We start from the raw sequence: 25,599 nt of genomic DNA on the forward strand, positions 1-25,599 counted from the left end.
TCCCGGGGCATTACCATCGTCCGAGACATGAAAACGCACCAGCTACCGGCGAGTCTTTGCCGGCTGTTCGAAGACGGTGGCCGCGGGCGGTCGCTCTCCTTCGGGCTGCCCGCGGGCGAGGTCGTGTGGCCGGACGGGACGGCCAGGCGTCCGGCCTTCTGGATGAGCGACGAGCCCGCGCCCGAAGGGCTGTGGGCGGCGATGCGGGCCGAGCACCCGCATTCGGGGCTGTGGCCCGTGCTGCTCGACGAGACGGCGCAGCCGTGGTCGTCGGCGCAGGTGGCGCCCGACTCACCCGACCTCGTCGACACCTTCACCGCGGCCGGGTTCATGACCGAGGTGTGGCAGGACTGGGTGTCCCAGGTGCCCGTCGAGTCGCTCGCGGAGATCGAGCCGTTCGGGCCGATCTGTCCCGGCCTGGCCGACCCGGGCCAGTTGCGCGGCGACCCAGGGCTGGTGGCCGACTGGTATGCGGGGGTGCTGGCCGATCGGGGTATGCCGCTCGGCCTGGCCGCCGCCCGCAGGGGCGCCGACACGCTCGTCGTGATGGGCTGGCAGGGCGCCCTGCACCACAACGAGTGGATGGTCCCGCTGGCCGCCGTGGTGCGCAGCTGGGAGGAGCGCTTCGGCGCCCGCGTCGTCGCGATGGGGTTCAACACGCTGGAGCTGAGCGTGGCCGCGCCCCCTGTCACTCCCGAGCACGCGGTCCACGTCGCAGCCGAGCACTGGGCGTTCTGCCCCGACAACGTCGTGCAGGGCGCCGGCGACCTCTACGGCTACGCCGAGCAGATCATCGGGCAGTACTCGTGGTCCTTCTGGTGGGACTGAGCGCCGCCGTGAGGCTCGACACGGCGGCGCGGTCCCCTTCCGGTCAGTAGAACGCGTTCTCCGGCGTGGGCAGCTCGACCTCCTGCGGGCCGTACCACCTCGTCGCGTCGGCCGGCACTTCGGTCAGCGGCGCGCTGAGCACGAAGGGCACGGTGACCTTGCTGGCGGCCAGGTCGACGGTCACGGTCGCGCCCGTGGCCGTCTCACCGCTGTAGGTGGCGTCGGTGCCCGCAAGCACCAGGCCGAGGCGGTGGCCCTTCCTGAAGACGTAGTCCTGCGGCAGCGTGTCCCACGCGACCCTGCCGTACTCGCCGGCGGGCAGCGGGCTGGGCGAGGACAGCGAGTCGCGGTTCTGCACGTCGATCCAGCCGCGGGCGACGATCTCCAGCGGGCGCGTGGCCAGGTTGGTGGCCACCTTCCGGTAGCAGCCGTCGTCCTGCGCGCTCGAGTCGCCGTGGCAGTCCTCCTCGGTCAGCGTGCGGATGCCCTGCCCGCGCCGCCAGTCGACGCGGGTGGCGTCCCCGAAGTCGACGAGCAGAGCGGTGAGGTTCGCGGTCGGCCGGTCCAGCGCCACCCGCAGGTCGACCACCGGCGTGCCGGACAGCCGCAGGTCGCGCGGGAGCGCGCCGGTGGTGAACGCGACCCGGCCCGGCTTGGCGGTGCCGACGTCGGCCACCATCTCGGTCTCCGGCATCCGCACGTCGGCGAAGGCCGCCGTCGTCCCCCTGCGCGCGGGCAGCAGCCCGAGCCTGCCGTCGGCGGCGGGGCGCAGCGGCATCCGCAGCGCGCCGCGTGCGGGCCAGTCCCGCTCGGTGATCCACTGTGTGGGGCCCACCTGCACGTCCGCGACGGGCTCGCGGGTGATCCCGTTGCGCACGCCGAGAAGCCAGTGGTCGAACCACCTGTGCAGGGTGTCCACCCACACGTCGCGCCTGCCCTCGAAGTCGAACGGGTCGACGTGCTGGTACTGGCCCACCCAGATCTTGCGCGGCACGCCCCGACGGCCGAGGGCCTGCCACCAGGCCGAGAAGTTGTCCGGCTTGACGTTCAGGTCGTTCACCGTGTGGACCGCGAACACGCTGGCCTTCACGTTGGCGACGTCCTTCTCGTAGTCGCGCAGCCGCCAGAACGGGTTGTAGTTCCCCGTGTCGTCGCCGTCCTCCGCGTCCATCCTCGCCCGTACGGCGGCGCACCTGGCGTCGGGGTCGGTGTCGACGACGTTGGCCAGCCACGAGGCGTAGTCGTAGTTGTAGACGACGCCGTTGGAGCGCTGGTAGCGGTACCAGGAGCTGATCGCCGAGATCGGGACGATCGTCTCCAGACCCTCGACGCCGGTGGCCGCCACGGCGTTGGCCAGCGTGCCGTCGTACGACTTGCCGATCATGGCGGCCTTGCCCGTGGCCCACGTGGCCTCGGCGGGAGAGCCGTCGGCGCGGTAGGCCTTCGCCCTGCCGTTCAGCCAGTCGATGACGGCCTTGCCGCCGAGGACGTCGGCCTGCCCGCCGGTGTCGGGGCAGCCGTCCGACTTGGTGGTGCCGAGCATGTCCACGTTGAGGACCGCGTAGCCCCTCGGGACGAAGTAGTTGTCGTAGAACAGCGGGAACTTCACCGGGTTGCCGGAGGCGTCGTAGACCTTGCGCTCGGCCTCGTTGCCGCGGCCCGAGTTGTCGTAGTACGGGCTCTCGTCGATGATCACCGGGACCTTGAGCGAGGGGCCTGACTCCTTGGGGCGGATGATGTCCACTCGCACCCTGTCGAGGCGGCCGTCGGCGTCGCTGTCGATCGGGGACTCGACGTAGACGTGCTCGCGGACGGCGTCGGCGTAGGAGAAGACGGGTTGTGAACGGTCGCCGTCGATGGTGATGGCCGGGGCGGTCGCGGGGGCGGCGGCCTGGGCGGGTGGCGCGGTGGTCGCCACGAGGGTCAGCGCGATGAGGGTCGCCCGTAAGCGTGACACGCGGGTCCTCCTGGGGTCGGGGGGACTCACCATGATCGAGCGTGTCGATCACCTTTCATAGTTCACCGGCTGGCCGGTATAGTTTGGAATCGTGCCGAGACCGAGTTCGAGAGAGCGGCTGCTCGACGCCGCCGCCGAGGTGCTGCTCACCGACGGGGCCGAGTCGCTGACGCTGGAAGCCGTGGCGCAGCGCGCGGGAGTGTCGAAGGGCGGGCTGTTCTACCACTTCCCGACCAAGCAGGCCATGGTGGCCGCCATGGTCGACCGGCTCACCGCGGCCTTCGACGCCGCGCTGTCCGCCGCGGGCAGCGGGCCGGGAGACTTCCTGCGCGCCTACGTCGAGGCCACCATCCCCAAGACCCGCACCGACGCCCCCGCGGACAGGGTGACAGCGGCGCTGCTGGCCGCGATCCTCGTCGATCCGGCGGGGCTCACGCCGCTGCGCGAGCGGTTCGCGGCCTGGCAGGCGCGGCTGACCGACGACGGCATCGACCCCGCCGTGGCGACCGCCGTACGGCTGGCCGTGGACGGCTGGTGGGCGGTCAGGCTGCTGGGCCTCGGCGAACCCGAGCCCGGACTGCACGAGAGCACCCGCCGCTACCTCCTGGAGCTGATCGACCGTGCTGAGAACGACTAAGACCCTCATGCTGGTGACGGACGTCGGGTTCGTCCTGTACTTCTCCGTGACGGGGATGGGGCTGATCCCCGCCGCCTGGGCGTTCGCCGACTACACCAACCCGCTGATGGTGGACTGGAACTGGTCGTTCCTCTGGATCGACCTGCTGGCCAGCGCGACGGGCCTGACGAGCCTGTGGCTGCTGCGCGGCGGCGGGACGCGAGGCGAGCCGCTGATGCTGGTGTCGCTGGTGCTGACGATGGCCTCGGGGCTGATGGCGATCGCGTTCTGGACGCTGCGAGGGGACTTCGCGCCTGCCTGGTGGATCCCGAACCTCTACCTGCTGCTGTTCCCGATCCCGGCGATCGTCCGGCTGACCGCCGCCGGCCGCAGGCCCGCCCCCACGTCGGGCTGACCCTCGAGGGCGGCCCGGTCCCGCGCGGCCCGGTCCCGCGCGGCGTGGTCCTGAGCGACTCCTTCCCGGGCGACTCCTTTCCGGGCGACTTCGTCCCGCGCCCGTCCCTGACCGGCGGGTGCCCGGTCCCGCCGAGGCCGGGGCGGGCGGACCGGAGGGGAGTCCGTAGAGTTGGGCCGGACGAAGGAGGTCAGACGGTGGTCAAGGCAGCGGTGTTCGACGTCGGCGAGACGCTGATCGACGAGACGCGCATCTGGTCGCGCTGGGCCGACAGGCTGGGCGTGTCGAGGTTCGCCTTCATGGGCGTGCTCGGCGGCACCGCCGCCCTGGAGCGCTCGCACCGCGACGCCTTCGAGATCCTGCGCCCCGGTCTCGACATCGAGGCCGAGATCGCCGCATGGGAGAAGGACGAGCCCGACGGTCTGCGCAACCACTTCGACGCCGACGACCTCTACCCCGACGTCCGCCCGGCCCTGCGGGGCCTGCGCGAGGCGGGGGTCCAGGTGATCATCGCGGGCAACCAGCCCGCCAGGGCGTACGACGCGCTGCTGGCCATGGACCTGCCCGCCGACTCCATCCACACCTCGGAAGGCTGGGGCGTGGCCAAGCCCGCCCCCGAGTTCTTCGCGAAGGTCGCCGCCGTGGCGGGCATGCGTCCGGAGGAGATCCTGTACGTCGGCGACCGGCTCGACAACGACGTGCTGCCCGCAGGCAGGGCGGGCATGCGGACCGCGCTCCTTCGCAGGGGGCCCTGGGGTTACCTCCACGCCGACAGGGTGGAGGCATCGGCCGCCGACGTCGTCATCGACGACCTGTACGGCGTGCTCCCCGCCCTGCGGCGCCTCGGAACGGACTAGAGGCTCTCGGGGTCGACGCGGACCGCCCGCTCCTCCGCGGACAGGTCACCCGAGTCGGCCCCCACGTCCTCACCGATCTCCTCGCTCTCGACATCGGCGCCCAGCCCCTCGTCGGGCGCCACCAGCCGGTGCTCCTCGCGGGGCGTCCTGACCCTGTCGGGCGCCTCGCGCCAGAGCCGTTCGGCCGCGGTGTCCTGGTGCCCAGGGTCGTCCTCCTCGATGACGTGGTCGATGCCGAGGTCCTCCGTCCAGCCCTCGACCTCTATCTCCTGCTCGTCGCTGAGTCCGTAGCGGTCCGGTGGTGTTTCGGTCATAGTCACTGCCTACCCGCCATCACGACCGGAACCCTCCGGCGTCAGCGGCCGATCGCCGCGCCGATCAGCGACCTCGGGTCGGCGGCTCCCGCGAGAACCCCGCCCGGCAGCACGTCGATCAGGTGCGCGTGCCCGAAACCGGTCCCGTACGGCCGGCCCGCCACCGGGTGACCGAGCGCCGCGAGCCCGTCGGCCCAGCCCGCGCCCTCCTCCAGTTCGACGACGGTCTCGTCGGGAGACTCCCACGTGTCGAACCCGGTGCCGCCGGTGGCCAGCCGCCAGCGGGGCGCGCCGATCGCCTCGCCGGGCGTCTGGCCGTGCTTCAGCAGCCTCGTGATGACCTGCAGCAGGATCTGCGGCTGGGCGTCGCCGCCCATCGTGCCCACGACCGATCGCAGGGAGCCGTCCGGCCTGGTGATGAGTGCGGGGGTGAGCGTGTGCGGGGGACGGCGGCCGGGGCCGTACTCGGCGGGATGTCCCGGGGTCAGCGAGAAGCCGATGCCGCGGTTGTGCAGGTTGATCCCGGTGCTCGGCTCGACGATCAGGCTGCCGAAGCCCGAGGCGTTCGACTGGATGAGGGAGACCCCCATGCCGTCGCCGTCCACCGCGCACAGGTAGGTCGTGTCACCCTCGGCGGTCAGCCCGCGCACCTTCAGGCGGGTGGCGGGGTCGACCAGCGCGCGCCGCCGCTCGATCTCGGCGGCCGACACCAGGTCGGTGGCGTGCTCGTGCAGCACGGCGAGCCGGTCGTGGCCCGCGATCCTGGCCGCCTCGCCCAGCAGGTGGGCCCACAGCGGATGCTCGGGCGCGGCGGGCAGGGCGAGGCCTTCGACGATGCCGAGCGAGAGCAGCAGCAGGTAGCCCTGGGAGTTGGGCGGCATCGACCACACGTCGTGGCCGAAGGCCGACACGCGCAGCGGCTCCACCCAGTCGGCCAGCGGCTCGGCCAGGTCGTCGGCCGTGTACTCGCCCCCGCCCAGCTCCAGGAGGCCGTGACCGAACTCGCCCTGGTAGAAGCCGTCCCTGCCGGAGGTGGCGATCGCCTCGAGCGTGCGGGCCACGCCCGGCCTGGTCATGAGCTGCCCGGGGGTGAAGCCGCCGGCGAAGTCGGGGTGGCCGACCATCGAGGTGTTGGGGGCCAGCAGCGGCGAGACGGGGAAGCCGTCGGCGGCCAGCGCGATCGCGGGGGCGAGCACGGTGCTCATGGGCAGCTTGCCGTAGCGGGAGTGGAGCGCGATCCAGCCGTCCACGCACCCGGGCACCGGTACCGACCTGATGTCGTGGTGGTGCGGCATGCGGGTGTGGCCCTCGGCGCGGAGCCTGCCGGGGTCGGCGCCCGAGCCCGCGCGGCCCGAGGCGTTGAGCGCGCTGACGGAGCCGTCGTGGACGAGGGCGAACAGATCGCCGCCGAGGCCGCACATGTGGGGCGCGGTGACGGTGAGGACCGCGTTGGTGGCGATGGCGGCGTCGGCGGCCGAGCCGCCGCGGTCGAGCATGGTCAGGCCGGCGGCGGAGGCGAGATGGTCGACGCTGCACACCATCCCGGATCGGGCATAGCGGGTGTTTTGCACGGATCTGACCTTACGCGGTCCTCGGACGAAGGATTCTGACACCTGTGATCCTGGCCAGCGCGAGCGCGGCGAGCAGTGTGGCGGCCGTGGTGCCCACACCGCCGATCTGCAGGGCGAGCTGGGGAGTTATGGCGTCGCTCAGCCAGCCGAGCAGCGGCCCGCCCAGCGCGCCCGACGCGGCGCTCACCAGGCCCAGTACCGAGATCACCCGGCCGCGCAACTCGTCGGGGCTGCCGAGCTGGACCCGCGCGCCGACCGTGGTGTCGATGACGACCGCGCCCGCGGCGATCGGCAGCAGCAGCGCGGCGAACGTCCACAGCTCGGGCATCAGGCCGCTGAGCGCCTGTGCCACGCTGCTGAGGAAGGCCGTGACCAGCAGCAGGCGCATCGTCAGCCGCGGCCGGCTCGCGGCGAAGACGCCGCCGAGGACCGTGCCGACGGCGAAGACCGTGGACAGCAGGCCGTAGCCGGAGGCGCCCGCGCCGAGAGGTCCCGCCGCCATCGCGGCCATCGTCACCTGGTAGTTGCGGCCCAGGCTGCCCAGCACCAGCGAGAGCGCCAGCACCACCAGCAGCCACCGGGTGCGCAGGACGTACCGCAGGCCTTCGCGGATCCCGTTCGCGCCCGCGGGGGCCTGGGCCAGTTCGTGCATCTCATCGGCGCGCATCGCGGCGATGGCGCCGATCACGGCCAGGAAGCTCAGCGCGTTGATCACGAACAGGCCGCCCGGCCCCGTGACCGGGATCAGCACGCCCGCCAGGCTCATGCCGAGGATGCGGCCGGCCGAGTTGACCACCGAGCCGAGGGCCATGGCGTTGGGCAGGTCGGCGGGCGGGACGACCTCCGCGCCGAACCGGCCGAGCGCGGGGCCGCCGAGCGCGGTGACCAGGCCGCCTGCCAGCGCCACACCGTAGACGGGAAGGACGGAGGTGACCCCCGACAAGGCCACGACGGCGAGCGCGACCGCGAGCAGGCCCTGCGCGACCTGCGAGGCGACGACGACGGGGCGGGCGCGCAGCCGGTCGGCGAGCGCGCCGCCCCACAGGCCGAAGGCCAGCGTCGGCAGCGCCTGGAGGACCAGGCTCAGCCCGACGCTCGTCGCCGAGCCGGTGGCGGACAGGACGAGCCAGTTGACGCCCAGCACCTGCATCCAGGTGCCGGTCACGGAGACCAGGTCGGCGGCTGCCCATAGACGGTAATTACGGTGCTTGAGGGAAGCGAAGAGCAAGGGGAGACCATCTCTTGGGAATGTACCGAGAGAGTTGAACGCCGCTTTACCTGCCCCGATTTCCGTTTGTGCCGTATATCACGTTTAAAGGGAAATGAGTGGTTCTTCCCTGCGAACGAGAGCCGCGTAGTGGCCGTCCAGCGCCATGAGCTCCTCGTGGGTGCCGCGCTCGGTGACCATGCCTGCGTCGAGGACCACGATCTGGTCCGCGTCGCGGACGGTCGACAGCCGGTGGGCGATGGTGATCGTGGTGCGGCCGTCGGCCAGCGCGTCCAACGCCTCCTGCACGGCGCGCTCGGTCTGGTTGTCCAGGGCGCTGGTCGCCTCGTCGAGGACGAGCACCGGCGGGTCGCGCAGCAGCGTGCGGGCGATCGCCAGGCGCTGCTTCTCGCCGCCGGAGAACCGGTAACCCCGCTCGCCGACCACCGTGTCGTACCCCTCGGGCAGCGCGGCGAGGTGATCGTGGATCCTGGCCGCGCGGGCCGCGGCGACCAGCTCCTCGTCGCTCGCGTCGGGTTTGGCGAAGCGCAGGTTGTCGGCGATCGAGGCGTGGAAGAGGTAGGTCTCCTGCGAGACCACGCCCACGGTCGTGGCGAGCGACTCGAAGCTCAGCTCGCGCACGTCCACGCCGTCGATCGTGACCCGGCCGCCCGTGACGTCGTACAGGCGGGGGATCAGGTAGCTGAGCGTGGTCTTGCCCGAGCCGGTCTCGCCGACGACGGCAAGGCTGGTGCCCGCGGGAATGTCGAGGTCGACGCCGGACAGGGTCGGCCGCTCGCCGTAGGAGAAGTCGACGTGCTCGAAGCGGACCTCGCCGCGTGGCCCGCTCAGCTCGCGGGCGCCCGGTGTGACGTCGACGGGCAGGTCCAGGTACTCGAAGATGCGGCCGAACAGCGCGAGCGAGCTCTGCACCTCCACGCCGGTCCGCATGAGCGAGACCGCGGGCCTGAACAGGCCCGCCTGGAGCGTGGTGAAGGCGACGACCGTGCCGATGGACACCAGCGAGGTCATGCCGGCGGCCCAGTAGATCATGGCGGGCATCGCGGCCATGACGATCTGGATCGACGACTGCCGCCACCGCCCGGCCATGCTCGAGCGCACGCCCAGCTCGGCCAGCTCGTCGGAGGCGTCGGTGAACCTGCGGGTCAGCTCGGGGGCGCGGCCCATGGTCCTGCCGAGCAGGATGCCGCTGACCGACAGCGACTCCTGCACCATCGACGACATCGCGGCCAGCTTGCGCTGCCGCTCGGCCGTGATGCGCTTGCGCTCGAGGCCGACCTTGCGGCTGATCCACACGAACACCGGCAGCAGCGCCAGAGAGATCGCCGTCAGCCGCCAGTCGAGGACGATCATCGCGATGACGCTGGCCACCACGGTGGTGAGGTTGGAGACGATCGAGGTCGCCGTCGAGGTGACGACCTGCTGCATCCCTCCGATGTCGTTGGCCAGCCGCGACTGCACCTCACCCGTGCGGGTGCGGGTGAAGAAGGCCAGCGACATGCGCTGCAGGTGGCCGTAGACGGCGGCGCGCAGGTCGTGCATGACCCGCTGGCCGACGGTGGTGGAGATGAACGTCTGCATCACGTCGAACACGCTGGTGACGACCGCGACGGTGACCATGCCGAGCGCCAGCAGGCTCAGCAGCGCCATGTCCCGCGAAGGGATGGCGACGTCGAGGACCTCGCGCAGGAGGAACGGGGAGGCGAGGGAGACCAGCGAGGAGAGCGCGATCAGGGCGAGAACGGCGGACAGGCGTCCGCGGTAGGGGGTGAACAGCCGGATGATGCGCCGCATGGGCGCGCGTGGTTCTGCGGTCATAGAACTCCTTTCAGATGTTCTCTCAAACAGAGGTTAACTCACTATTGTTCCGCCGGTAGGCTCTTTGATCGTGGACACCGCCTCCGAGCTGCTGGAACTCGTGCACAGGATCAGCCGCCTGTCCAGGCACGGCTACCGGCACCGCCTGGAGCCGCTCGGCCTCAGCCCCAGCCAGGCGCGGGCGCTGCGCGAGCTCATCGAGGCCGGCAGGCCGCTCAGGATGGTCCGGCTCGCCGAGGCGCTGCGCATCGTGCCGCGCTCGCTCACGCCCGTCGTCGACGCGCTGGAGGAGGCGGGGCTGGTGCGCAGGGAGATCGATCCCGCCAACCGGCGGTCCACGCTGGTGGTGATCACCCCGCGCGGTGCCGAGGTCTACGAGCGGTCGCGCGAGGCCCGCAGAGAGGTCGCTCGAGACCTGTTCGGCGTGCTCTCGCAGGAGCAGCGGGAGCGGCTGAAGGAACTGCTGAGCGAGGTCGACAGGGACTGAAGGAGCGCTACCCCGCCTGTTCCCTGGCCGCCCCCGGCTGGGGGGCGGCCTGCCACCCAGGGTTCGGGACGGGCACGCCGCCGATCACCCTGCCCAGGCACGGCGGCTGGTCGAGCAGCGCCGCGTAGGGGTCACGGCCGCCCCGCGTGTCGAAGACGGCCAGGTCGGCGCGGCTGCCCGGAGCGAGCGTGCCGACCCGGCCGGGTCCCTCCGCCCTTCCCGTGGCTCGAGCCCCGCCGACCGTAGCGGCCTCGACGAGCACCCGCTCCAGCCTGCGCATCCGCGTGGCATCCCGTACGGCCCGCGCCACCGCCAGCGGCGGGCCGCCGAACGCGATCGCCGTACCCTCCTCCACCAGCGCGGAGACGTCCCCGCCGAGCACCGCCAGCGTGGTGCCGCGCAGCCGCAGCAGCTTGCGCTCGCCGGGAGCGAGCGGCCCCTCGCCCGTGACGTGGCAGTGCGGGCCGAGCACGCCCGTCTCATCCAGTTCGGCGAGGGAGTGGCGGCCGAGGTCCGCCATGAGCCGCAGCCCGAACGTCCGCGCGAGCACCGCCAGGTCCTCCATCACCAGCGGATCGGTCGCGTGCGCCGCCACACCCACCGCACCCGGATGCTCGCGGATGGCGGTGATCAGCGCGTCGCGCCCACTGTCCTCCCACGCCTGCTCGCTCGCGCAGGTGACCTCCAGGTAGGTGACGCCCCCGGGGCTGTCACGCTCGCCGAGATCGGCCGCGCTGGTCACGCCTGGACCCAGCGGTCCCGTGCGGCAGGCGTTCACCAGCCCGGGGGTGATCAGGCCGGACCAGCGGATCTCGTCGTCGACGGGGAAGTAGGTCAGCAGATCGGCTCTGGACCCGACCTGGAGCACGCGCTCGCCCCTGATCGCGACGGCCCCGTCGCGGATGGGCGGGGCGGAGACGGGCAGGACGAGGGGAGCGGAGTGGAGCACGACGGGCGCGGGGGCGCGCGAGCCGAACCCCTGCGTCAACGCTCCCATTGTGTGATTAAAAGGCACGACTGCTGGCAAATCAATCGCACACGCTGGGTTTCACGGTGCTGGCGATACCCGTGGGCAGGGCGTTCACGCTCGCCCCCGATTCCGCTCGGGGCCGCCAGGCCGCCCCTGTCCCGCGTCCTCGCGCGGGTCAGGTGCGGGGGTGGTAGCGGCCGGACAGGCGGGCGAGTTTCAGGCTGAGGTGCAGGCTGAGCCGTTCCCCTCCGTCCTTCAGGTCCGTCTGCGCCAGTTCCTCCACCCGCTGCAACCGGTAGTACAGCGACGTCCGGTGCAGCCGCAGCCGCTTCGACGTGGCCACCGCGCTTCCCGCCAGGTCGAGGTAGGTCTCCAGCGTCTCCAGCAGGGGCAGATGCTGGTCGTCGGCGAGCAGCCGTTCGAGCCCTGGATGCAGGTCCGCCTGCGGCACGTGCGTCAGCATCCGGTAGACGCCGAGCCTCGTCCACTCCACCGACCGGCCGAGCCCGCGCACCTTGACCGCCACCCGCGCCGCGTGCAGCGCCTCCGTGTAGGACTCGCCCGCCTCGGCCAGCGTCGGGCGCGGGCGGCCGATGCCGACCACGACGGGCAGCGCCATCGCGGCGTGCACCTCCTCCGCGGGCGGCGTTGCCGTGGTCAGGAGCGTGGCGTGGTCGTAGCGCACCAGGTGCAGACCGCCGAGGCGGCGCCGTACGGTGAGCATGCCCTGCTCCAGCGCCAGCCGCACCCGCTCGGAGGGCTCCGCGGCCAGCGGCGTGGCCACCAGGGCGGTGACCGGCAGCGCCTGGGGGAAGCCGGCCTCGATGAGGGAGCGGGCGGCGTCCTGGTCACCGGACAGGACGCCGGTGACGGCCTCCAGTTCGCGGTGTGAGGCGAGGCCGGTGGCCAGGCTCTCGTGGAAGAGGGCCAGCGCCAGCGTGCCCGCGGCCGCCACGGCCTCGTCGACCTCGGCGGCCGACATGGCGGGGGCGCTGTCGATGAACCACAGGAAGCCCATCAGGGCGCCGTCGTGCCGTACGGGAACGCAGACCCGCGGCAGCAGGCCGAGCGCCGGGGCGCCGGGCGTGCGCAGCGGACCCGTGGCCTCCAGGATGCCTGCGGCGTGCAGGAACCCGCGCACCTCGGGGGTGGTGTGGCGGCGCAGGATCGAGTCGCGCCTGATGTCGTCCATCGCGCCGTCCTGCTCGGAGTAGGCGATGACCCGCTGGAGGTGGTCCTCCAGCAACAGGGGCCGCCCGAGGCGGATGGCTAAGTCGTCCACGCTGCGCTGCAGCACTACCTGGCCTTTTCAGCATTTGTCGGAAATAGGAGGTGGCCTCTTCCCTACAACTGATCGGTGATCTCCGTCAAGACCGTCTATACGGTCCTAGTTCGTGAACCTCCCGAAGAAGCTGCTGAAAGGCCTGCTGGCAGCCCTCGTCCTGGCCCCCTTAGGCCTCGCGGCCACCCCCGCTTCCGCCGATCCCCCCGCGGACCCCGAGATTCCCTGGCGCCAGGACCACTGGCCCCAGACGCAGCCGTGGCAGCGCGACGAGCCCGCGGCCGAGCAGAACCTGCGCAGCCGTCCCACCCCCTCGATCGCGCCGATCGACCCGCAGAACTGGAAGAACCCCGACCACATGACGTGGGCGGACTACAAGAAGATCCCGGACACGAACTGGGCCGACCCCGGCGCCAAGGGCTCCACCCGCACCTTCAAGGGCGCCCTGGTGCTGCTCGACTACCCCAACCAGCCGTTCGTGGCCACCCAGCCCAAGGGTTCGACGATCTACAGGAACCCCAGCGCCGAGGCCCACGACGTGCCCCGCGACCAGGTCGCCAAGTTCTACCAGGACTTCCTCAACACCCCGAACACGCTCAACCGCGGCCACACCATCCATGAGTACTGGATGGAGGACTCCGGCGGGCGCTACGGCGTGGACCTGACCGGGTTCGGCCCCTACACGCTGTCGGGCAAGGACCACGAGTACGCCATGGAGTTCCAGGGCGGCACCGGCTGCCCCGCGGGCGACACGTGCAACAAGAACCTGCGCACCGAGGGCAAGGCGCTGTGGGTGGGCGCCATCGGCGAGGAGGAGGCCAAGAAGTTCGACTTCATCTTCTACCTCAGCGCCGGTCAGGACGAGTCGGCCACCTGGCAGGAGTTCGGGATGATGAAGTTCCCGAACAAGGAGGCCGTGACCGACGAGTGGGGCCCTGAGGACCCCAGCCTGCCCAACTGGGTCAAGACCCGCTACGTCGACTGGACCTCGTGGCAGGCGGGCTCCAACTTCTGGCCCAACGCCGAGATCGGCGTCAACTCCGTGCAGGCCGAGAGCTCGGGCATGTCCGTCTACGCGCACGAGCTGAGCCACATCCTCGGCGTGCTCGACAACTACAACAACCCCTACGCCAACCCCGTCCGCCGGGCCTACACCGGCGTGTGGGAGATGCTCAGCAGAGGCAGCTTCAACGGCCCAGGCGGCCCGCACAGCCGCTGGCTGATCCCGCCCACCTCGGGCGGCTCGATGGGCGCCCAGCACATGCTGCGCAACAAGATCAAGCTGAACATGGTCGACGAGCAGAACGTGCTGCGCCTGTCGCGCGACGCGCTCGACGAGTCCGGCCTGGTCACCGCCAAGGTCACCGCCCGCGCCGTCCAGCCGGGACCGGACGGGCTCATGGGCCTCAACATCCAGTTCGACTCCGGCGACAAGTCGCCCGCCTGCCAGTGGCAGAGCGACCCGCTGTGCGACGGCGGCGGCTACGAGAACTACACCGTCGAGGTCGTCGACCGGATGGGCACCGACTCCTTCACCCCCGACTCGGGCGTGCTCCTGGCCAAGACCAAGAACCAGGACAGGGCCCCGTTCGAGTGGGTGATCGACGCCAACCCGCAGGACATCAAGATGACCGACTACGTCCTGCCCGACGGCACCGCGGTCCCGATCACCATCGGCGACTACCGCCAGCTGTCCGACGCCCTCTTCCACGCCGGCACCGACTCCGGCAGCGAGTACGAGTACGTCGACGAGGCCAACCGCCTGCACTTCTACATCACCGACGTGCAGCGTGACGGCAAGGGCCTGCTGTCCTACACCGTCGCCGTCCGCTCCCTCGACGGCTCGGGCCCGCACAAGCGGGGCGTCAAGGTGCTGCCCGCCGCCGGGATCCCGACCGGCAAGGGCGTCTCCACCTGCAAGTTCCCGCTGTTCAACACCGGCAGCACGCGCGCCACGACGACCGCTCACCCCGAGGACGTCTCCGCCTACCTCGGCGGCGACGTCTACCGCCTCACCGCGTCGGTCTCGGGCCGCGGCTGGAGCACCCAGCTGCCCAACGCCCTGGCCTCCGTCGGCAACGGCAAGCACGAGAACGTCACCGTCAACGCCCTGCGCGCCGAGGGCGGCAGCCGCCTGGCCAAGGTGACGCTGACCGCCACCTCCGAGTCGGACCCGTCCAAGACCGTGACCGCCACCTGCCAGGTGGTCGGGCTCTAGCCGGCACACCCGGGGTACGGCTTCGGCCGTACCCCATCGCCGTAGTTGCGTGAGTCGAAAGGGCGACGTGCCAGGCGAGCTGTCTGCCGGGCCCAGGCCGAACGGCCGGCTCAGCGGACTCGGTCGTAGCCCATGGCGATCTCGCCCAGCTCGCCGGTCTCCTGATGGGTGAGCGTCCAACGAGGATGTCGCCCTCGCCGGTGGCCTTGAGGTCGGCGACGACGTCCGCGGCGGGCAGCGCCGTCGTCGCGGTGTCGTCGGTGCTGGAGGAATCCGCGGCGAGGGTCGCCGCGAGCTTGTCGAGGCTCTGGCCGAAGCCGATCTCGATGCCCGCGATGAGGCCCGCGGACTCGACGGTGCTGTCGGTGATCCGGAAGTGGACGTCGAGGTCCGTGGTCTCCGTGCAGCCGTACAGCACCGCGCGAGGTGAAAGATCTTCACTCCGGGAGTGAAGATCGTCATCCTCGGTGGCAGTGGATCGCCGTGGCCGGCCCAGAAGCCACCTAGCCTGCCTCCTGGAGTGATTCACCCGCTGGTCTAGGGAATGTGCGAGGGACAGCTTTGTCGGATCTGAATTGGCTTCTTGATGACCTTGTGAGCCGGGTGCCGGAGACGGAGCACGGGATCGTGCTGTCCCGTGATGGCCTGCTGATGGCCTCATCGAAGGGACTGGACACGGCTGACGGGGAGCGTCTGGCGGCGATGGCCGCAGGATTGCAGAGCCTGGCCGCTGGGGTGGGTGTGCATATCGGCGGCGGTCAGGTCCGGCAGACGGTCGTGGAGCTGAACTCGCGTTTCCTTATCGTGACCGCGGCGGGACAGGGTGCGTGCCTCGCGATGGTGTCCTCTCGCGAGGCCGACATCGGCCTGGTCGCCTATGAGATGACCCTGCTGGTGGCCCAGGTGGGTCAGGCTCTCGCCGCGGCACCTCGTCTCCGTCCCGCCGCCGAACCCGGTACGCCGCGCAGCGCAGACAACGGCATGCGGCACGGTGCCGAAGTGACTTCGGCTTGCTGAGCCGCATGCGGGGCGCAAGCAAGGCCGTAGCGGTCTGCGGGTACTCGTCCTTGTCGACCATGTTCTTGTCGAGGCACTCGTTCATGAGCCGGTGGACCTCGAACTCGGTCCACGTGGTGCAGAAGGTGGCGAGGTTCTGCGCGGAGTCGCCGTCCAGGAGCAGTTCGGCGTGCAGGAGCGCGTAGACGGTACGCGGGTCGGCCTGGCCGTCCGGCATCCGGTACTTGGGGAGGACGCCTTCGCTCAGGGGCGTGGTGAAGATGTCGTCGAGACCTGGGTCGCCGGCCGCGCGGTCAGGGGGTGGCGCGGGCCGTACTAGATCGGCTTGAATCACCTCCGAAGGGGGTGCGTGTTGCGACTGCCGGAGGAGGCGCCCAAGCCCCGGCGCAGGAAACGAACCTGGGTGGCGCCGGTCGCGGCGGGTGCGGCCGCGGGTGCGGCCAGCATCCTGGCCGCCTCGCTGGAGTGGGAGATCCCGCCCATCGCCAAGATCGGCGTGACCGCGCTCGCGGCGCTGCTCGTGGGCGTGACCACCTGGGCCACGACCGCCACCAGCAGGACCAACGAGCCGAAAGCCCTCCCCGAGGACCCCTCGTGGCGGCCGCCCGACCAGTGGCCGCCGGCGCCCGAGCACTTCACAGGACGCTCGGAGGCACTGGCCGAGCTGCGCAAGGTCTTCACCACCCGGCGCAGGACGAGCGAGGTCGCGCCGCCGCCGCTGGTCGTCTCCGTGTACGGCAGGGGCGGCGTCGGCAAGTCGGCGCTCATGGCCAGGTTCGGGCAGGAGATCGCCGACTGGTTCCCCGACGGCCGCCTCTACGCCAACCTGCGCGGCATCCGGCCTGACGAGGTCCTCATCGGATTCCTGCGCGCGCTCGGCGTCCGCCTCACCACCGACCCCGGCGGGGTGGAGGAGCTGCGCAAGCTCTGGCTGACCTGGACCAAGGGCCGCAGGATCCTCATCGGCCTCGACAACGTCGACGACGCCGAGCAGGTCAAGGTCCTCATCCCCGCCGAGCCGGGCTGTGCGGTCGTGGTGACCTCCCGCCAGCCGCTGTTCCTGATGAACGCCTACGACACCCAGCTCAGCGTCTTCAGCGAAGCACAGGGCGTGGAACTGCTGGCCCGGCTGGCCAGCGGCGAGCGGATCGTCGAGGACCTGGCCTCCGCCAAGGAGATCGTCAGGATCTGCGACTATCTGCCACTGGCGATCAACATCTGCGGCGGCCGGCTGGCCACCAGGTCGAGCTGGTCCCTGCGCGAGCTCGCCGACCGCCTCGCCGACGAGCGCCGCCGCCTGGACCAGCTGGAGCTGGCCCGCACGATCGACAAGAGCGTCCGCGCCTCCGTCCAGCTCAGCTACGACGACTGCACGGGAATCCAGCGCAGGCTGCTGCGCCTGCTGTCCTCGCTCACCTCTCCCGACGTGCCTGGCTGGGTCGCGGGCGAGCTGCTCGACATCTCCGTGCTCGACGGCGCCGACCAGTTGGAGGCGCTGATCGACGTGCAGCTGGCCGAGAGCTCGGGCACCGACCAGACCGGCGCCATGCGCTACCGCCTGCACGACCTGGTGCGCCTGTTCGCCGCCGAGATGGAGGACGACAAACGCGACGCCGCCATCGAGCGCGTCCTCTACGGCTACCGCCGCCGCGCGGAGGCCGCCGCCCAGGCCAGATGGCCGCAGGACTGGGGCCGCACGGGACGCGTCGGCGACGCGGAAGGCCAGGCCCAGGCCAGCGACTGGCTCAACGCCGAACGCCTCAGCCTCATCGCGCTGATCCACCTGGCCAGGTCGATGGAGCTGTGGGAGCTGGTCTTCGGCCTCGGCAGGGCGTTCTGCTCCATCTGCCACTCGCTGCGCGCCTACTGGAGCGACTGGGGGGAGATCGCCGAGATCACCGTCGAGGCGGCCAGGCGGATGCAGGACCCGAGGGCGCTGGGCATCGCCCTGCTCGACCGCACGGCCGCGCTCGGCGGCGACGCGGCCCAGGAGGCCCTGGCGATCTTCGCCGAGCTCGGCGAGTCGTGGTGGGCGGCCAGGGCCATGCGCACGATCGGCATGCGGCTGTTCACCGGCGGCAACCTCGACAGGGCGCAGGACCACCTCACGGACGCGATCGCCGCCTTCGGCGCCGAAGAGGACTACTGGTGGATGGCGCGGACCCAGCGCAACCTCGCTGAGCTACGCCTGGCCCAGCGGCGGCCGGAGGAGGCCCGCGATCTGCTGGAGGACGCCCTCGAGGTGTTCAAACGCGACGGCAACCGCTACTCCGAGGCGCAGACGCTGCGCGCCTACGGCGAGGTGCTGGCCGCCCAGGCGCGCGGGCTCCACAGGGAAGGGGAGTCCAGGGCCGCGGCCGACCTGTTCACCAAGGCGGGCTTCAGCCTCGACAGGGCGGCGGAGATGTTCAGGAGCAGGGGCGAGCTGTGGGAGGAGGCGCGCTGCATGCGCGCCATGGGCGAGGTCGGCGATCCCGTCAACGGCCTGCGCGAGCTCGACTCGGTACGGCGGGCGGAGGAGATCCTCGTCGCCCTCGGCGACGCGTGGGGGGTGGCCCGCACCCACCTGTCGTCGGGAAGGTCGCTGGGCAGGCTGGGCAGGATGGCCGAGGCGGAGGAGGAGCTGAAACACGCCGTCACCGCCTTCGAGGAGCTCGGCGACCAGTGGTGGATGGCGCGCGGCCTGCGCTACCTCGGCGAGACGCACCTCGACGCGAAGGACAGGGCCGCCGCCGTACCGGCGCTGGAGCAGGCCCGCGCGATCTACCGCAGCCTCGGCAACGAGGCGGGGATGCGCAGGACCCTCGAACTGCTCAGGAGAGCGGAGTCCTGACCAGGTGACCCGCCGCCCTGCGCGCCTCCTGGATCGACTCCTCGAACAGCGCCCGCACGTGCCGGGCCTGGTCGGCGAGCTGCTGGATGTGCGGCAGGGCCAGATCGTCGCGCACCGTCTCGGCCAGCAGACGCTGGTAGTCGGGGGTGCGGGCGGCCAGCATCTCCAGCCGCCTGTGGGCGCGGTAGACGTCGTCGGCCCTCAGCACCTGCAGCGCGTACTCCTCCAGGTTGCGCACCCGCTGCGACAGCGACGTCCACGCCTGGTCCAGCGCGCTGGCGTACGGCGCGAACGCCGCCCTGAGATTCCTCGGCAGGTCGGTCGGCACGATCCTGCGATGCTCGTCGTGCATCCGCGACAGTTTCGCCAGCCGCCTGGCGATCTGCCACACCTCCTCGGGCAGCGTCACCTTGTTGTCGATGGAGTCGATCAGCCCCGCCTTGTGCACCTCTGAGGCGAGGATCGTGTCCGCGGCGTCCTGCGCCCTGCGCAGCAGCACCTGGCAGGGATAGTCGAGATCCTCCGGCAGGACGTAGCGGTCGGCGTGGTCGTAGGCGAGCTTGAGCCGCCGCCGCGCCACCCTGTTGCCCTCGTCCGTCGCCATCCATCGCATCAGCGCCACCAGAGACACGCCCACCAGAGCCACGATCATGCCCGCCGTGCTGGTCACCATCCAGATCAGCAGCAGGAAGCCGGGCAGGACGAACAGCAGGGCCGAGTTGCGCGCCGGCTCGTGCTGCTTGCCCGCCCGCGCCATGTGCATCGCGTGTGGGCCCGCTCTCAGCTGCGCCGCGACCTCCCCGGGTAGGGAGGGATCGAGCACCAGACGCGGGGGAAAAGCACGCGGATCCATCTCTTCATGCTGCGTTACGAATGGCGAATCCGCACAGACTTATCCCGACATATAGGCTCGAACTTGATGAACGACTTCACGCGATGGATAGAGCTCGAAGGTGCCGCCAACGTTCGTGACCTGGGCGGACTCCCCACCACCGACGGCGGAACCACCCGGCAGGGCCGCATTCTGAGATCCGACAACCTCCAGGGTCTGACCGCCGCAGACGTCGAACTGCTCGTCGGCTCGCACAAGGTCAGGCACGTCGTCGACCTCCGTTCGGGCCCCGAGGTCGCACTCGAAGGCCCAGGACCGCTCACCAGGGTTCCCGAGGTCACCGTCCACCACCTGACCCTCTTCGCCGAAGGCGGACGCCACACCGACGTCGACGCCGACAGGGCGCTGCCGTGGCAGGAACGTGAGGCCGACGACGACCTGCGCGTCACCGGGTTCTACTACGGGTACCTGCGCGACCGCCCCGACTCCGTCGTCTCGGCCCTGCGCGTCATGGCCATGGACGACGGCGCGGCCGTCGTGCACTGCGCGGCGGGCAAGGACCGCACCGGCGTGCTGTGCGCGCTCGCGCTGGAGGTCGCCGGAGCCACCCGCGAGGCCATCGTCGCCGACTACGAGGCGACGGGCGAACGCCTCGAACAGGTCCTGGCCAGGCTCCGGGCCAGCGACACCTACCGGGACGACCTCGACTCCCGCCCCGCCGACGACCACCGGCCGAGGGCGCGGTACATGCTGCAGTTCCTCGGCGTGCTCGACGACCGGTACGGCGGGCCGCTGCCGTGGCTCCACGCGAACGGCTGGAGCGAGAGCGACACCCTCGCCCTCCGCTCCCGCCTGCGCGACTGACCACCCCGCTCCGCGGGCGCGGCCGAAGCATGCCCCCGCTCGCCTGAGGCGGGCGGAGGTCAGCGGATGCGGATCACCGCGTGGTCGGCGGCCGAACGGCGGGCGGCCTCGATGACCGCGAGCGCGTCGACCACGTCCCTGGGATCGACGGGTGGAGGCGAGCCGCTGCCGAGGCATGCCGCCACCGCCTGGTAGAACTCCAGGTACGAGCCGGGCTCCGTCCGAACCCGCTCGGCCGAGTCGACCGTGCCGAGCGTGCCCCACTGCTCCTCCGGATCCGCGCCGAACCCGGGATCGTCCGGCGTCGCGCCCGCGCGCAACTGCTCCTCCTGCACATCCAGGCCATGCTTCACGTAGGCGGCCGACGAACCGAGCACCCGGAACCGCGGCCCCGGCCGGGCGGCCAGCGCGCTCACCCACAGATGGGAGCGGGCCCCGCTGTCATGCGTGAGGGCGAGAAACGAGTCGTCGTCCGAGCCGACCCCCTGCCTGCGCACGTCACTCTCGGCGTAGACCTCCCGCACGGGGCCGAGGAGCTGCAGCGCCTGATCGACGAGGTGACTGCCCAGGTCGTACAGGAGGCCGCCGACCTCGTCGGCGCCGCCGCTCTCCCGCCAGCCGCCCTTCGGCACGGGACGCCAGCGCTCGAAACGCGACTCGAAGCGGTGGACGTCCCCGAGTGCGCCTTCGGCCACCAGACGGCGCAGGGTGAGGAAGTCGCCGTCCCACCGGCGGTTCTGGAAGACGGTCAGCATGAGCCGCTTCCTCGCTGCCAGGTCGGCGAGGTCGCGGGCCTCCTGCGCGGTCCTGGCGAGAGGCTTGTCGACGACGACGGGGCGTCCGGCGTTCAGCGCGGCGGTGGCGAGGGGGACGTGGGTCCTGTTGGGCGAGGCGATGACGGCCAGGTCGCACAGCGGCCACAGGTCGTCGGCCTCCTTCACCGCGGTCGCGCCGTACTTCTCGGCGACCTCGGCGGCTCGGCCGGGGTCGCGGGTGAGGACGGCGGCCAGGCTGAGGCCGGGGGTCGCGTGGATGAGCGGGGCGTGGAAGACGGCCCCCGCCGTGCCGTAACCGACCAGGCCCACTCGGATCTCGCTCATCACCCCACGATAGACCGACGCCCGATCATGACCCGTGGAGGAGCACGGGCGAGGTCCGGCGCGGGCGGGCCGGGCGCGGCGAGGCAGGCGTGCGGTACCGGGGCTGTCAGATGTGGTCGGGATCGACGGCGAGGGCGACGTGGATGAGGTCCTCGATCGCGTGCGCCAGCCGCCCGTCGGAGATCTCGTAGCGCGTCTGCCGTCCCTCGGGGACCGCGACGACGAGGCCGCATCCTCGCAGGCACGCCAGGTGGTTGGAGACGTTCTGCCGCGTGAGCCCCAGCTCGTCGGCCAGCCGGGCGGGGTAGGAGGGGCCCTGGAGCAGGGCGATGAGCAACCGGCAGCGGTTCGGGTCGGCGAGGGCCCTGCCGATTCTGGCCATCGCGTCGAGCCGGGTCTCCACAGTGAACACGATAATCAGGATACACGAGTTGCTGTATATACAGCTCCTGCTGTATATACATGGTTGACTGTATAGATCGGGGAGGCGACACATGGGACACGGTCATGGGCACGGCCACACGACGGCCGGCGCGGTCCACCGCAAGCGGTTGATGATCGTGCTGCCGCTCACGCTGAGCGTCCTGGTCGTCCAGGTCGTCGGGGCGGTCATGTCCGGCAGCCTCGCCCTGCTCGCCGACGCGGGCCACATGGCAACCGATGCCGCAGGCATCGTGCTCGCGCTGTTCGCGATCTGGGTGGCCGGCAAGCCCGCCAGCTCCCGCAGGACGTTCGGCTACCAGCGGGCGGAGATCCTGGCCGCCGCCGTCAACGCCGTCCTGCTGCTGGCGCTGAGCGGCTACATCCTCGTCGAGGCCGTGCGCAGGTTCGCCGACCCCGAGCCGGTCGGCTCCACCATCATGCTGGTCGCCGCGGTGGTCGGCCTGGTCGCCAACGGGATCGCGCTGTGGCTGCTGCGCGAGGGCCAGGAGGAGAGCCTCAACCTCAGAGGCGCCTATCTCGAGGTGCTCGGCGATCTGCTCGGCTCCGTGGCGGTGATCGCCGGCGCGCTCGTCATCCAGCTCACCGGCTGGGTGGCCGCCGACGCGATCATCTCGATCGTCATCGCGCTGCTCATCCTGCCCAGGACGTGGAAGCTCCTCAGGGAGGCCGTCGACATCCTGCTGGAGGCCACCCCCAAGGGCGTGGACCTGGCCGAGGTGCGCAAGCACCTGCTGGAGGCGCCCGGCGTCACCGACGTCCACGACCTTCACGCCTGGACGATCACCTCAGGCGTGCCCGTCATGTCCGCGCACGTGGTCGTGGAGGAGGAGGCGTTGGCCGGCTGCGGCCCGCTGCTCGACCGCCTGCACCAGTGCCTGGCAGGGCACTTCGACGTGGAGCACTCCACGCTGCAGCTCGAACCCGCGGGCCACGTCGACCACGAGGGCGCCAGGCACCACTGACGGGCACCCGGCCGGCCGGCTAGCCGTCGCGGTCGTCCCGCTCGGCCAGGAACGCCTCGAACTGCGCGGCCAGCTCGTCGCCCGTCGGCATCGGTGTGCTCTCGGCCATCAGGTTCTCCCGCTGCTCGCCGCCGGCGAAGGCGTCGTACTGCTGCTCCAGCCCCGTGATCGCCGACGACAGCTCGCTCGAGGACTGGATCTGCTCCTCGATCTCCGCCGTCGTACGGCCGGCCGCGTCGTGCAGGCTGTCCATCGGGAAGACCAGCCCCGTCCCCTTCGTCACCGCCTCCAGCGCGGTGACCGCGGCCTGCGGGTACTCCGCCTGCGACAGGTAGTGCGGCACGTGCACGGCATAGCCGAGCGCGTCCCGCCCCTGCCTGCCCAGCCGGAACTCCAGCAGCGCCGCGACGCTGCCCGGCACCTGCACCCTGCCGAACGCGCTCACCTGCGAGTTGATCAGCTCGGGCCTGCTCGCGTGGGCGGTGACACCCAGCGGCCTGGTGTGGGGGACGGCCATCGGGATGCCGTGCACGGTCACCAGCTTGCTCACGCCGAGCCGCTCGGCCAGCGCGCCCACCGCGGCGGTGAACAGCTCCCACTCCCTGTCCGGCTCCGGGCCGCTCAGCAGCAGGAACGGCGTGCCCGTCAGGTCACGCGCCTGATAGAGGGCAAGCTCGGGGGCCTCGTAGTCGACCCACCTGTCGGTGTCGAACGTCATCGTCGGCCGCCGCGACCGGTAGTCGAGCAGGCGGTCGACATCGAACGTCGCCACGACGCTGTGCTCCAGCTCGGCAAGCAGATGGCCCATCGCGAGCCGTCCTGCGGCACCCGCGTCGACGAACCCGTCGAAGTGGTACACCAGCACGGGATCGGTGAGCTCGGGGGTCTCCTCCGCCAGCCGGTAGAGATCCGTCGGGTCGAACACGTTTGATCAGCCTTTCCCTCGGTACTCTCTCCAGAACCTTCGGCGAGCCGGAACGATTCCGTGCACGGCACCCTACCGAGGAGAAAAACGCACCGGAGCCCCGGGTGGGCGGGCGTAACCGCCCGGTAACCTGATCCCCGCGCACCGGCACAGCGACCTCAAGAACGAGCGCCCCGAGCGCGAGAGGGTCGCCGGCGAGATGTTCGACCTGGCCAGACCGGGGCACGGTCACACTTCCCGACGACGTAAGGGCAGGTGTCCTGGCGCATTTCGCCAACCAGAAGGGTGACATCTTGCTGGTGCCGGCGGCATATCACGGTCACGCCGACATCGTCAGGATGCTCGAGGACTACGGCGCCGATCGTGACCTCTTCCATGAGCGGGGTCGAACACCGTCGGCCGGAGCGGTCATCAAGAAGGAATCGGGCGTGGTCAGGGTCCTGCTCGAAATCGCCGCCGACCCGCGGGCCGGCGCCGATGCAGCAGTTGACACAGTGCAGATGTTTTCCAACCAACAATTTCTCGCGGGGTTCTCGGAAGAATAGGCTGGAATATCGTCATATATCGCTAGTGTGGCTTTTTGAACGGTCCCTCGTCATGCTAGATGGGTGGCAACTACGACCCCCTCTGCGCAGGCCTTCAGTAGGCGACCACTTCGCATTCCCGCATTGCCGTGTCCGTTCCCTGACGAGATCAATGACCAGGCCGAGGAGGTGGACGCCGAGAGCCACCGGTGGCTCGCCGCGTCCGGCATGCTCGCCGACCAGAAGATCATTGATCATTTCCGCCGCTCCAAGATCGGAATGCTGGCGGCCCGCACCAACCCGCTCATCCCACGTGAGAGTCTCAGGCTGCTCAACGACTGGTACAACTGGCTGTTCGCCTTCGACGACGCCTTCTGCGAGGGAGAGCTCATCGGGCACCGGGCCTCCGCACTCGCCCACGCCCTGCCTCCCCTCCTGGAGATCCTCGACGGTCGCCGTCAGCCGGCACCAGACGATCCGTTCGGCCTGACCCTTCGCGAACTGCAACTCCGCATCGCCGAGATGGCGACGCCCGCCCAGGTCGAACGATGGCGAACCACGGTCAAGGAGTACCTGTTCGCCCAGATCTGGGAGGCGGCCAACCGCGAGGTGGACCTCATCCCCAGCGTCGAGGACTACGTCCTCATGCGCCGCATCACTGGGGCAACCTACACCTGCCTCGCTCTCATCGACGTCGGTGGCGGATACCGCCTTGAAGCAGAGGAGTGGCACCATCCCGACGTCCGCATGCTGTCCGACCTCGCCTGTGATCTCATCGGGTGGGACAACGACCTGCTGTCGTACGCCAAGGAGCGCGGCAACGACAAGGCCAGGCACAACCTGGTCACCGTCCTGGCCACGCACAGGTTCTTCAACGTGCAGAAGGCGCTCGACGAGGTGTCGAACATGCACAACGACGCCATCGCCGCGTTCGTCGAACGTCGCGCCGTTCTCGAACGATGGGCGTCGCTGCCGGTGCGCAGATATGTCCGCGGACTGGAGCATTGGGTGCGCGGGCACATCGAGTTCTCGCTCGGCAGCGCCCGCTACATCCACGCATGGCCGTCCGGCACCACCTGGAGCAAGGCCGGCTGACCACTACGACGGGGCGTCCACCTCGCCCAGTGCCATCGTGGACGCCTCGTCGAGGTCGAGCCGCGCGCCACGTTCGAACGCGGCGTTGTAGACGGCCTCGCCGAGCGACTTCTGACACTCCTTGACGCACTTCTCGTGCTCGTTCGTCAGGAACGGGGCGCCCATCATCGGCAGACCCGAGGTCGTCCAGTTCGCCTTGAGCGCGCCCAGCAGCTGCGCGGCCAACTCGGCCTGCTCGAGACTGGCGAAGATCCGCGCCGTAGTCTCCAGCGCCACGAGCGTACCCAGCGTGTCGTGGAAGTGGCGCTTGATGCGCAGCCCTTCCTGAGCCGAGGTCAACGCCGCCTCCGGCCTGCCCGTCGACATCAACGGCAGGGCAAGCGCCCAGCTCGCATAGGAGCTGACCCAGAGCTCACCGCGTTCCTTGCACACCTGCAGGACG

23 protein-coding genes and 1 pseudogene are annotated in these 25,599 nt (G+C 70.7%); 12 read left to right on the forward strand and 12 right to left on the reverse strand.

Annotation, left to right across the window (positions count from 1 at the left end; translation table 11 throughout):
* Positions 1-27 precede the first annotated feature (27 nt).
* Positions 28-828, forward strand: a complete 801-nt coding sequence (locus ACFSKW_RS19990) for a DUF4253 domain-containing protein (RefSeq protein ID WP_379573781.1) — start codon at positions 28-30, stop codon at positions 826-828.
* Between the two features lie 43 nt (positions 829-871).
* Here the strand turns inward: ACFSKW_RS19990 and ACFSKW_RS19995 are convergent, their stop codons facing one another.
* Complete coding sequence (locus ACFSKW_RS19995) at positions 872-2,785, reverse strand: Xaa-Pro dipeptidyl-peptidase (RefSeq protein ID WP_379573782.1); 1,914 nt, start codon at positions 2,783-2,785, stop codon at positions 872-874.
* Between the two features lie 91 nt (positions 2,786-2,876).
* Between ACFSKW_RS19995 and ACFSKW_RS20000 the strand changes: the two genes are divergently transcribed.
* From ACFSKW_RS20000 to ACFSKW_RS20010, 3 genes are all read left to right on the forward strand, one after another.
* A complete protein-coding gene (locus ACFSKW_RS20000; RefSeq protein WP_379573783.1) occupies positions 2,877-3,422 on the forward strand; it encodes a TetR/AcrR family transcriptional regulator in 546 nt (181 codons plus the stop codon).
* Positions 3,406-3,816 carry a DUF5360 family protein gene (locus ACFSKW_RS20005; RefSeq protein WP_379573784.1) on the forward strand — a complete coding sequence of 137 codons (411 nt, stop codon included), beginning with the start codon at positions 3,406-3,408 and terminating at the stop codon, positions 3,814-3,816. The genes ACFSKW_RS20000 and ACFSKW_RS20005 overlap by 17 nt, the downstream gene beginning before the upstream one ends.
* A gap of 197 nt (positions 3,817-4,013) precedes the next feature.
* Complete coding sequence (locus ACFSKW_RS20010; RefSeq protein WP_379573785.1) at positions 4,014-4,673, forward strand: HAD family hydrolase; 660 nt, start codon at positions 4,014-4,016, stop codon at positions 4,671-4,673.
* Here ACFSKW_RS20010 and ACFSKW_RS20015 read toward each other — a convergent pair.
* From ACFSKW_RS20015 to ACFSKW_RS20030, 4 genes are all read right to left on the reverse strand, one after another.
* Positions 4,670-4,987, reverse strand: coding sequence for a DUF5709 domain-containing protein (locus tag ACFSKW_RS20015; protein ID WP_379573786.1), 318 nt, complete (start codon positions 4,985-4,987; stop codon positions 4,670-4,672). The two genes, ACFSKW_RS20010 and ACFSKW_RS20015, sit on opposite strands and share 4 nt — an antisense overlap.
* Positions 4,988-5,028: 41 nt before the next feature.
* Complete coding sequence (locus ACFSKW_RS20020; RefSeq protein ID WP_379573787.1) at positions 5,029-6,558, reverse strand: gamma-glutamyltransferase family protein; 1,530 nt, start codon at positions 6,556-6,558, stop codon at positions 5,029-5,031.
* 10 nt (positions 6,559-6,568) lie between these two features.
* Positions 6,569-7,786 (reverse strand): MFS transporter, encoded by a 1,218-nt coding sequence (locus ACFSKW_RS20025; protein ID WP_379573788.1) that lies wholly within the window; start codon positions 7,784-7,786, stop codon positions 6,569-6,571.
* Between the two features lie 84 nt (positions 7,787-7,870).
* Positions 7,871-9,604: an ABC transporter ATP-binding protein gene (locus ACFSKW_RS20030; protein ID WP_379573789.1), complete on the reverse strand. Its 1,734-nt coding sequence runs from the start codon at positions 9,602-9,604 to the stop codon at positions 7,871-7,873.
* Between the two features lie 70 nt (positions 9,605-9,674).
* On the opposite strand from ACFSKW_RS20030, the gene ACFSKW_RS20035 reads away from it, so the two are divergent.
* Entirely contained in the window at positions 9,675-10,091 is a 417-nt protein-coding gene (locus tag ACFSKW_RS20035) for a MarR family winged helix-turn-helix transcriptional regulator (protein WP_379573790.1), read from the forward strand.
* Positions 10,092-10,098: 7 nt separating this feature from the next.
* On the opposite strand, the gene ACFSKW_RS20040 is transcribed toward ACFSKW_RS20035, so the two are convergent.
* Positions 10,099-11,088 (reverse strand): amidohydrolase family protein, encoded by a 990-nt coding sequence (locus ACFSKW_RS20040; RefSeq protein ID WP_379573791.1) that lies wholly within the window; start codon positions 11,086-11,088, stop codon positions 10,099-10,101.
* A 148-nt stretch (positions 11,089-11,236) separates the two neighbouring features.
* Positions 11,237-12,343, reverse strand: coding sequence for a PucR family transcriptional regulator (locus ACFSKW_RS20045; protein WP_379573792.1), 1,107 nt, complete (start codon positions 12,341-12,343; stop codon positions 11,237-11,239).
* Between the two features lie 112 nt (positions 12,344-12,455).
* Between ACFSKW_RS20045 and ACFSKW_RS20050 the strand changes: the two genes are divergently transcribed.
* The 3 genes from ACFSKW_RS20050 to ACFSKW_RS20060 all read left to right on the forward strand — a co-directional run bounded on the left by ACFSKW_RS20050 (position 12,456) and on the right by ACFSKW_RS20060 (position 18,411).
* On the forward strand, positions 12,456-14,561 hold the full coding sequence (locus ACFSKW_RS20050) for a M6 family metalloprotease domain-containing protein (protein WP_379573793.1): 2,106 nt from the start codon (positions 12,456-12,458) through the stop codon (positions 14,559-14,561).
* Between the two features lie 561 nt (positions 14,562-15,122).
* Entirely contained in the window at positions 15,123-15,578 is a 456-nt protein-coding gene (locus tag ACFSKW_RS20055) for a roadblock/LC7 domain-containing protein (protein ID WP_379573794.1), read from the forward strand.
* Positions 15,579-15,927: 349 nt separating this feature from the next.
* Positions 15,928-18,411 carry an ATP-binding protein gene (locus ACFSKW_RS20060; RefSeq protein WP_379573795.1) on the forward strand — a complete coding sequence of 828 codons (2,484 nt, stop codon included), beginning with the start codon at positions 15,928-15,930 and terminating at the stop codon, positions 18,409-18,411.
* Here ACFSKW_RS20060 and ACFSKW_RS20065 read toward each other — a convergent pair.
* A complete protein-coding gene (locus ACFSKW_RS20065) occupies positions 18,392-19,264 on the reverse strand; it encodes a hypothetical protein (RefSeq protein ID WP_379573796.1) in 873 nt (290 codons plus the stop codon). The two genes, ACFSKW_RS20060 and ACFSKW_RS20065, sit on opposite strands and share 20 nt — an antisense overlap.
* Positions 19,265-19,330: 66 nt before the next feature.
* Between ACFSKW_RS20065 and ACFSKW_RS20070 the strand changes: the two genes are divergently transcribed.
* Complete coding sequence (locus tag ACFSKW_RS20070; protein ID WP_379573798.1) at positions 19,331-20,107, forward strand: tyrosine-protein phosphatase; 777 nt, start codon at positions 19,331-19,333, stop codon at positions 20,105-20,107.
* Positions 20,108-20,166: 59 nt separating this feature from the next.
* Here ACFSKW_RS20070 and ACFSKW_RS20075 read toward each other — a convergent pair whose 3' ends face one another.
* Both ACFSKW_RS20075 and cmtR read right to left on the reverse strand, forming a co-directional pair.
* Entirely contained in the window at positions 20,167-21,207 is a 1,041-nt protein-coding gene (locus ACFSKW_RS20075) for a Gfo/Idh/MocA family oxidoreductase (protein WP_379573799.1), read from the reverse strand.
* Between the two features lie 106 nt (positions 21,208-21,313).
* On the reverse strand, positions 21,314-21,628 hold the full coding sequence (gene cmtR, locus ACFSKW_RS20080) for a Cd(II)/Pb(II)-sensing metalloregulatory transcriptional regulator CmtR (protein ID WP_435191376.1): 315 nt from the start codon (positions 21,626-21,628) through the stop codon (positions 21,314-21,316).
* Positions 21,629-21,701: 73 nt separating this feature from the next.
* Between cmtR and ACFSKW_RS20085 the strand changes: the two genes are divergently transcribed.
* Complete coding sequence (locus ACFSKW_RS20085) at positions 21,702-22,613, forward strand: cation diffusion facilitator family transporter (protein ID WP_379573800.1); 912 nt, start codon at positions 21,702-21,704, stop codon at positions 22,611-22,613.
* 19 nt (positions 22,614-22,632) lie between these two features.
* On the opposite strand, the gene ACFSKW_RS20090 is transcribed toward ACFSKW_RS20085, so the two are convergent.
* Positions 22,633-23,538 carry a proteasome assembly chaperone family protein gene (locus ACFSKW_RS20090; protein WP_379573801.1) on the reverse strand — a complete coding sequence of 302 codons (906 nt, stop codon included), beginning with the start codon at positions 23,536-23,538 and terminating at the stop codon, positions 22,633-22,635.
* Positions 23,539-23,831: 293 nt separating this feature from the next.
* On the opposite strand from ACFSKW_RS20090, the gene ACFSKW_RS20095 reads away from it, so the two are divergent.
* Positions 23,832-24,083, forward strand: a complete 252-nt coding sequence (locus ACFSKW_RS20095; protein WP_379573802.1) for a hypothetical protein — start codon at positions 23,832-23,834, stop codon at positions 24,081-24,083.
* Between the two features lie 123 nt (positions 24,084-24,206).
* Positions 24,207-25,157 (forward strand): terpene synthase family protein, encoded by a 951-nt coding sequence (locus tag ACFSKW_RS20100; RefSeq protein WP_379573803.1) that lies wholly within the window; start codon positions 24,207-24,209, stop codon positions 25,155-25,157.
* A gap of 3 nt (positions 25,158-25,160) precedes the next feature.
* On the opposite strand, the pseudogene ACFSKW_RS20105 reads toward ACFSKW_RS20100, so the two are convergent.
* Positions 25,161-25,599: pseudogene (locus ACFSKW_RS20105) on the reverse strand (ATP-binding protein); the annotation flags it as partial.

Origin of the sequence: Nonomuraea mangrovi (assembly GCF_042681425.1) — a bacterium.
Classification (GTDB): domain Bacteria; phylum Actinomycetota; class Actinomycetes; order Streptosporangiales; family Streptosporangiaceae; genus Nonomuraea; species Nonomuraea mangrovi.

Excerpts from the sequence above, each read along its gene's own strand:
- ACFSKW_RS19990 (WP_379573781.1), top strand. The coding sequence starts at position 28 with ATGAAAACGCACCAGCTACCGGCGAGTCTTTGCCGGCTGTTCGAAGAC.
- ACFSKW_RS20015 (WP_379573786.1), bottom strand. The coding sequence starts at position 4,987 with ATGACCGAAACACCACCGGACCGCTACGGACTCAGCGACGAGCAGGAG.
- ACFSKW_RS20030 (WP_379573789.1), bottom strand. The coding sequence starts at position 9,604 with ATGACCGCAGAACCACGCGCGCCCATGCGGCGCATCATCCGGCTGTTC.
- ACFSKW_RS20040 (WP_379573791.1), bottom strand. The coding sequence starts at position 11,088 with ATGGGAGCGTTGACGCAGGGGTTCGGCTCGCGCGCCCCCGCGCCCGTC.
- ACFSKW_RS20065 (WP_379573796.1), bottom strand. The coding sequence starts at position 19,264 with ATGGATCCGCGTGCTTTTCCCCCGCGTCTGGTGCTCGATCCCTCCCTA.
- ACFSKW_RS20070 (WP_379573798.1), top strand. The coding sequence starts at position 19,331 with ATGAACGACTTCACGCGATGGATAGAGCTCGAAGGTGCCGCCAACGTT.
- ACFSKW_RS20075 (WP_379573799.1), bottom strand. The coding sequence starts at position 21,207 with ATGAGCGAGATCCGAGTGGGCCTGGTCGGTTACGGCACGGCGGGGGCC.
- ACFSKW_RS20085 (WP_379573800.1), top strand. The coding sequence starts at position 21,702 with ATGGGACACGGTCATGGGCACGGCCACACGACGGCCGGCGCGGTCCAC.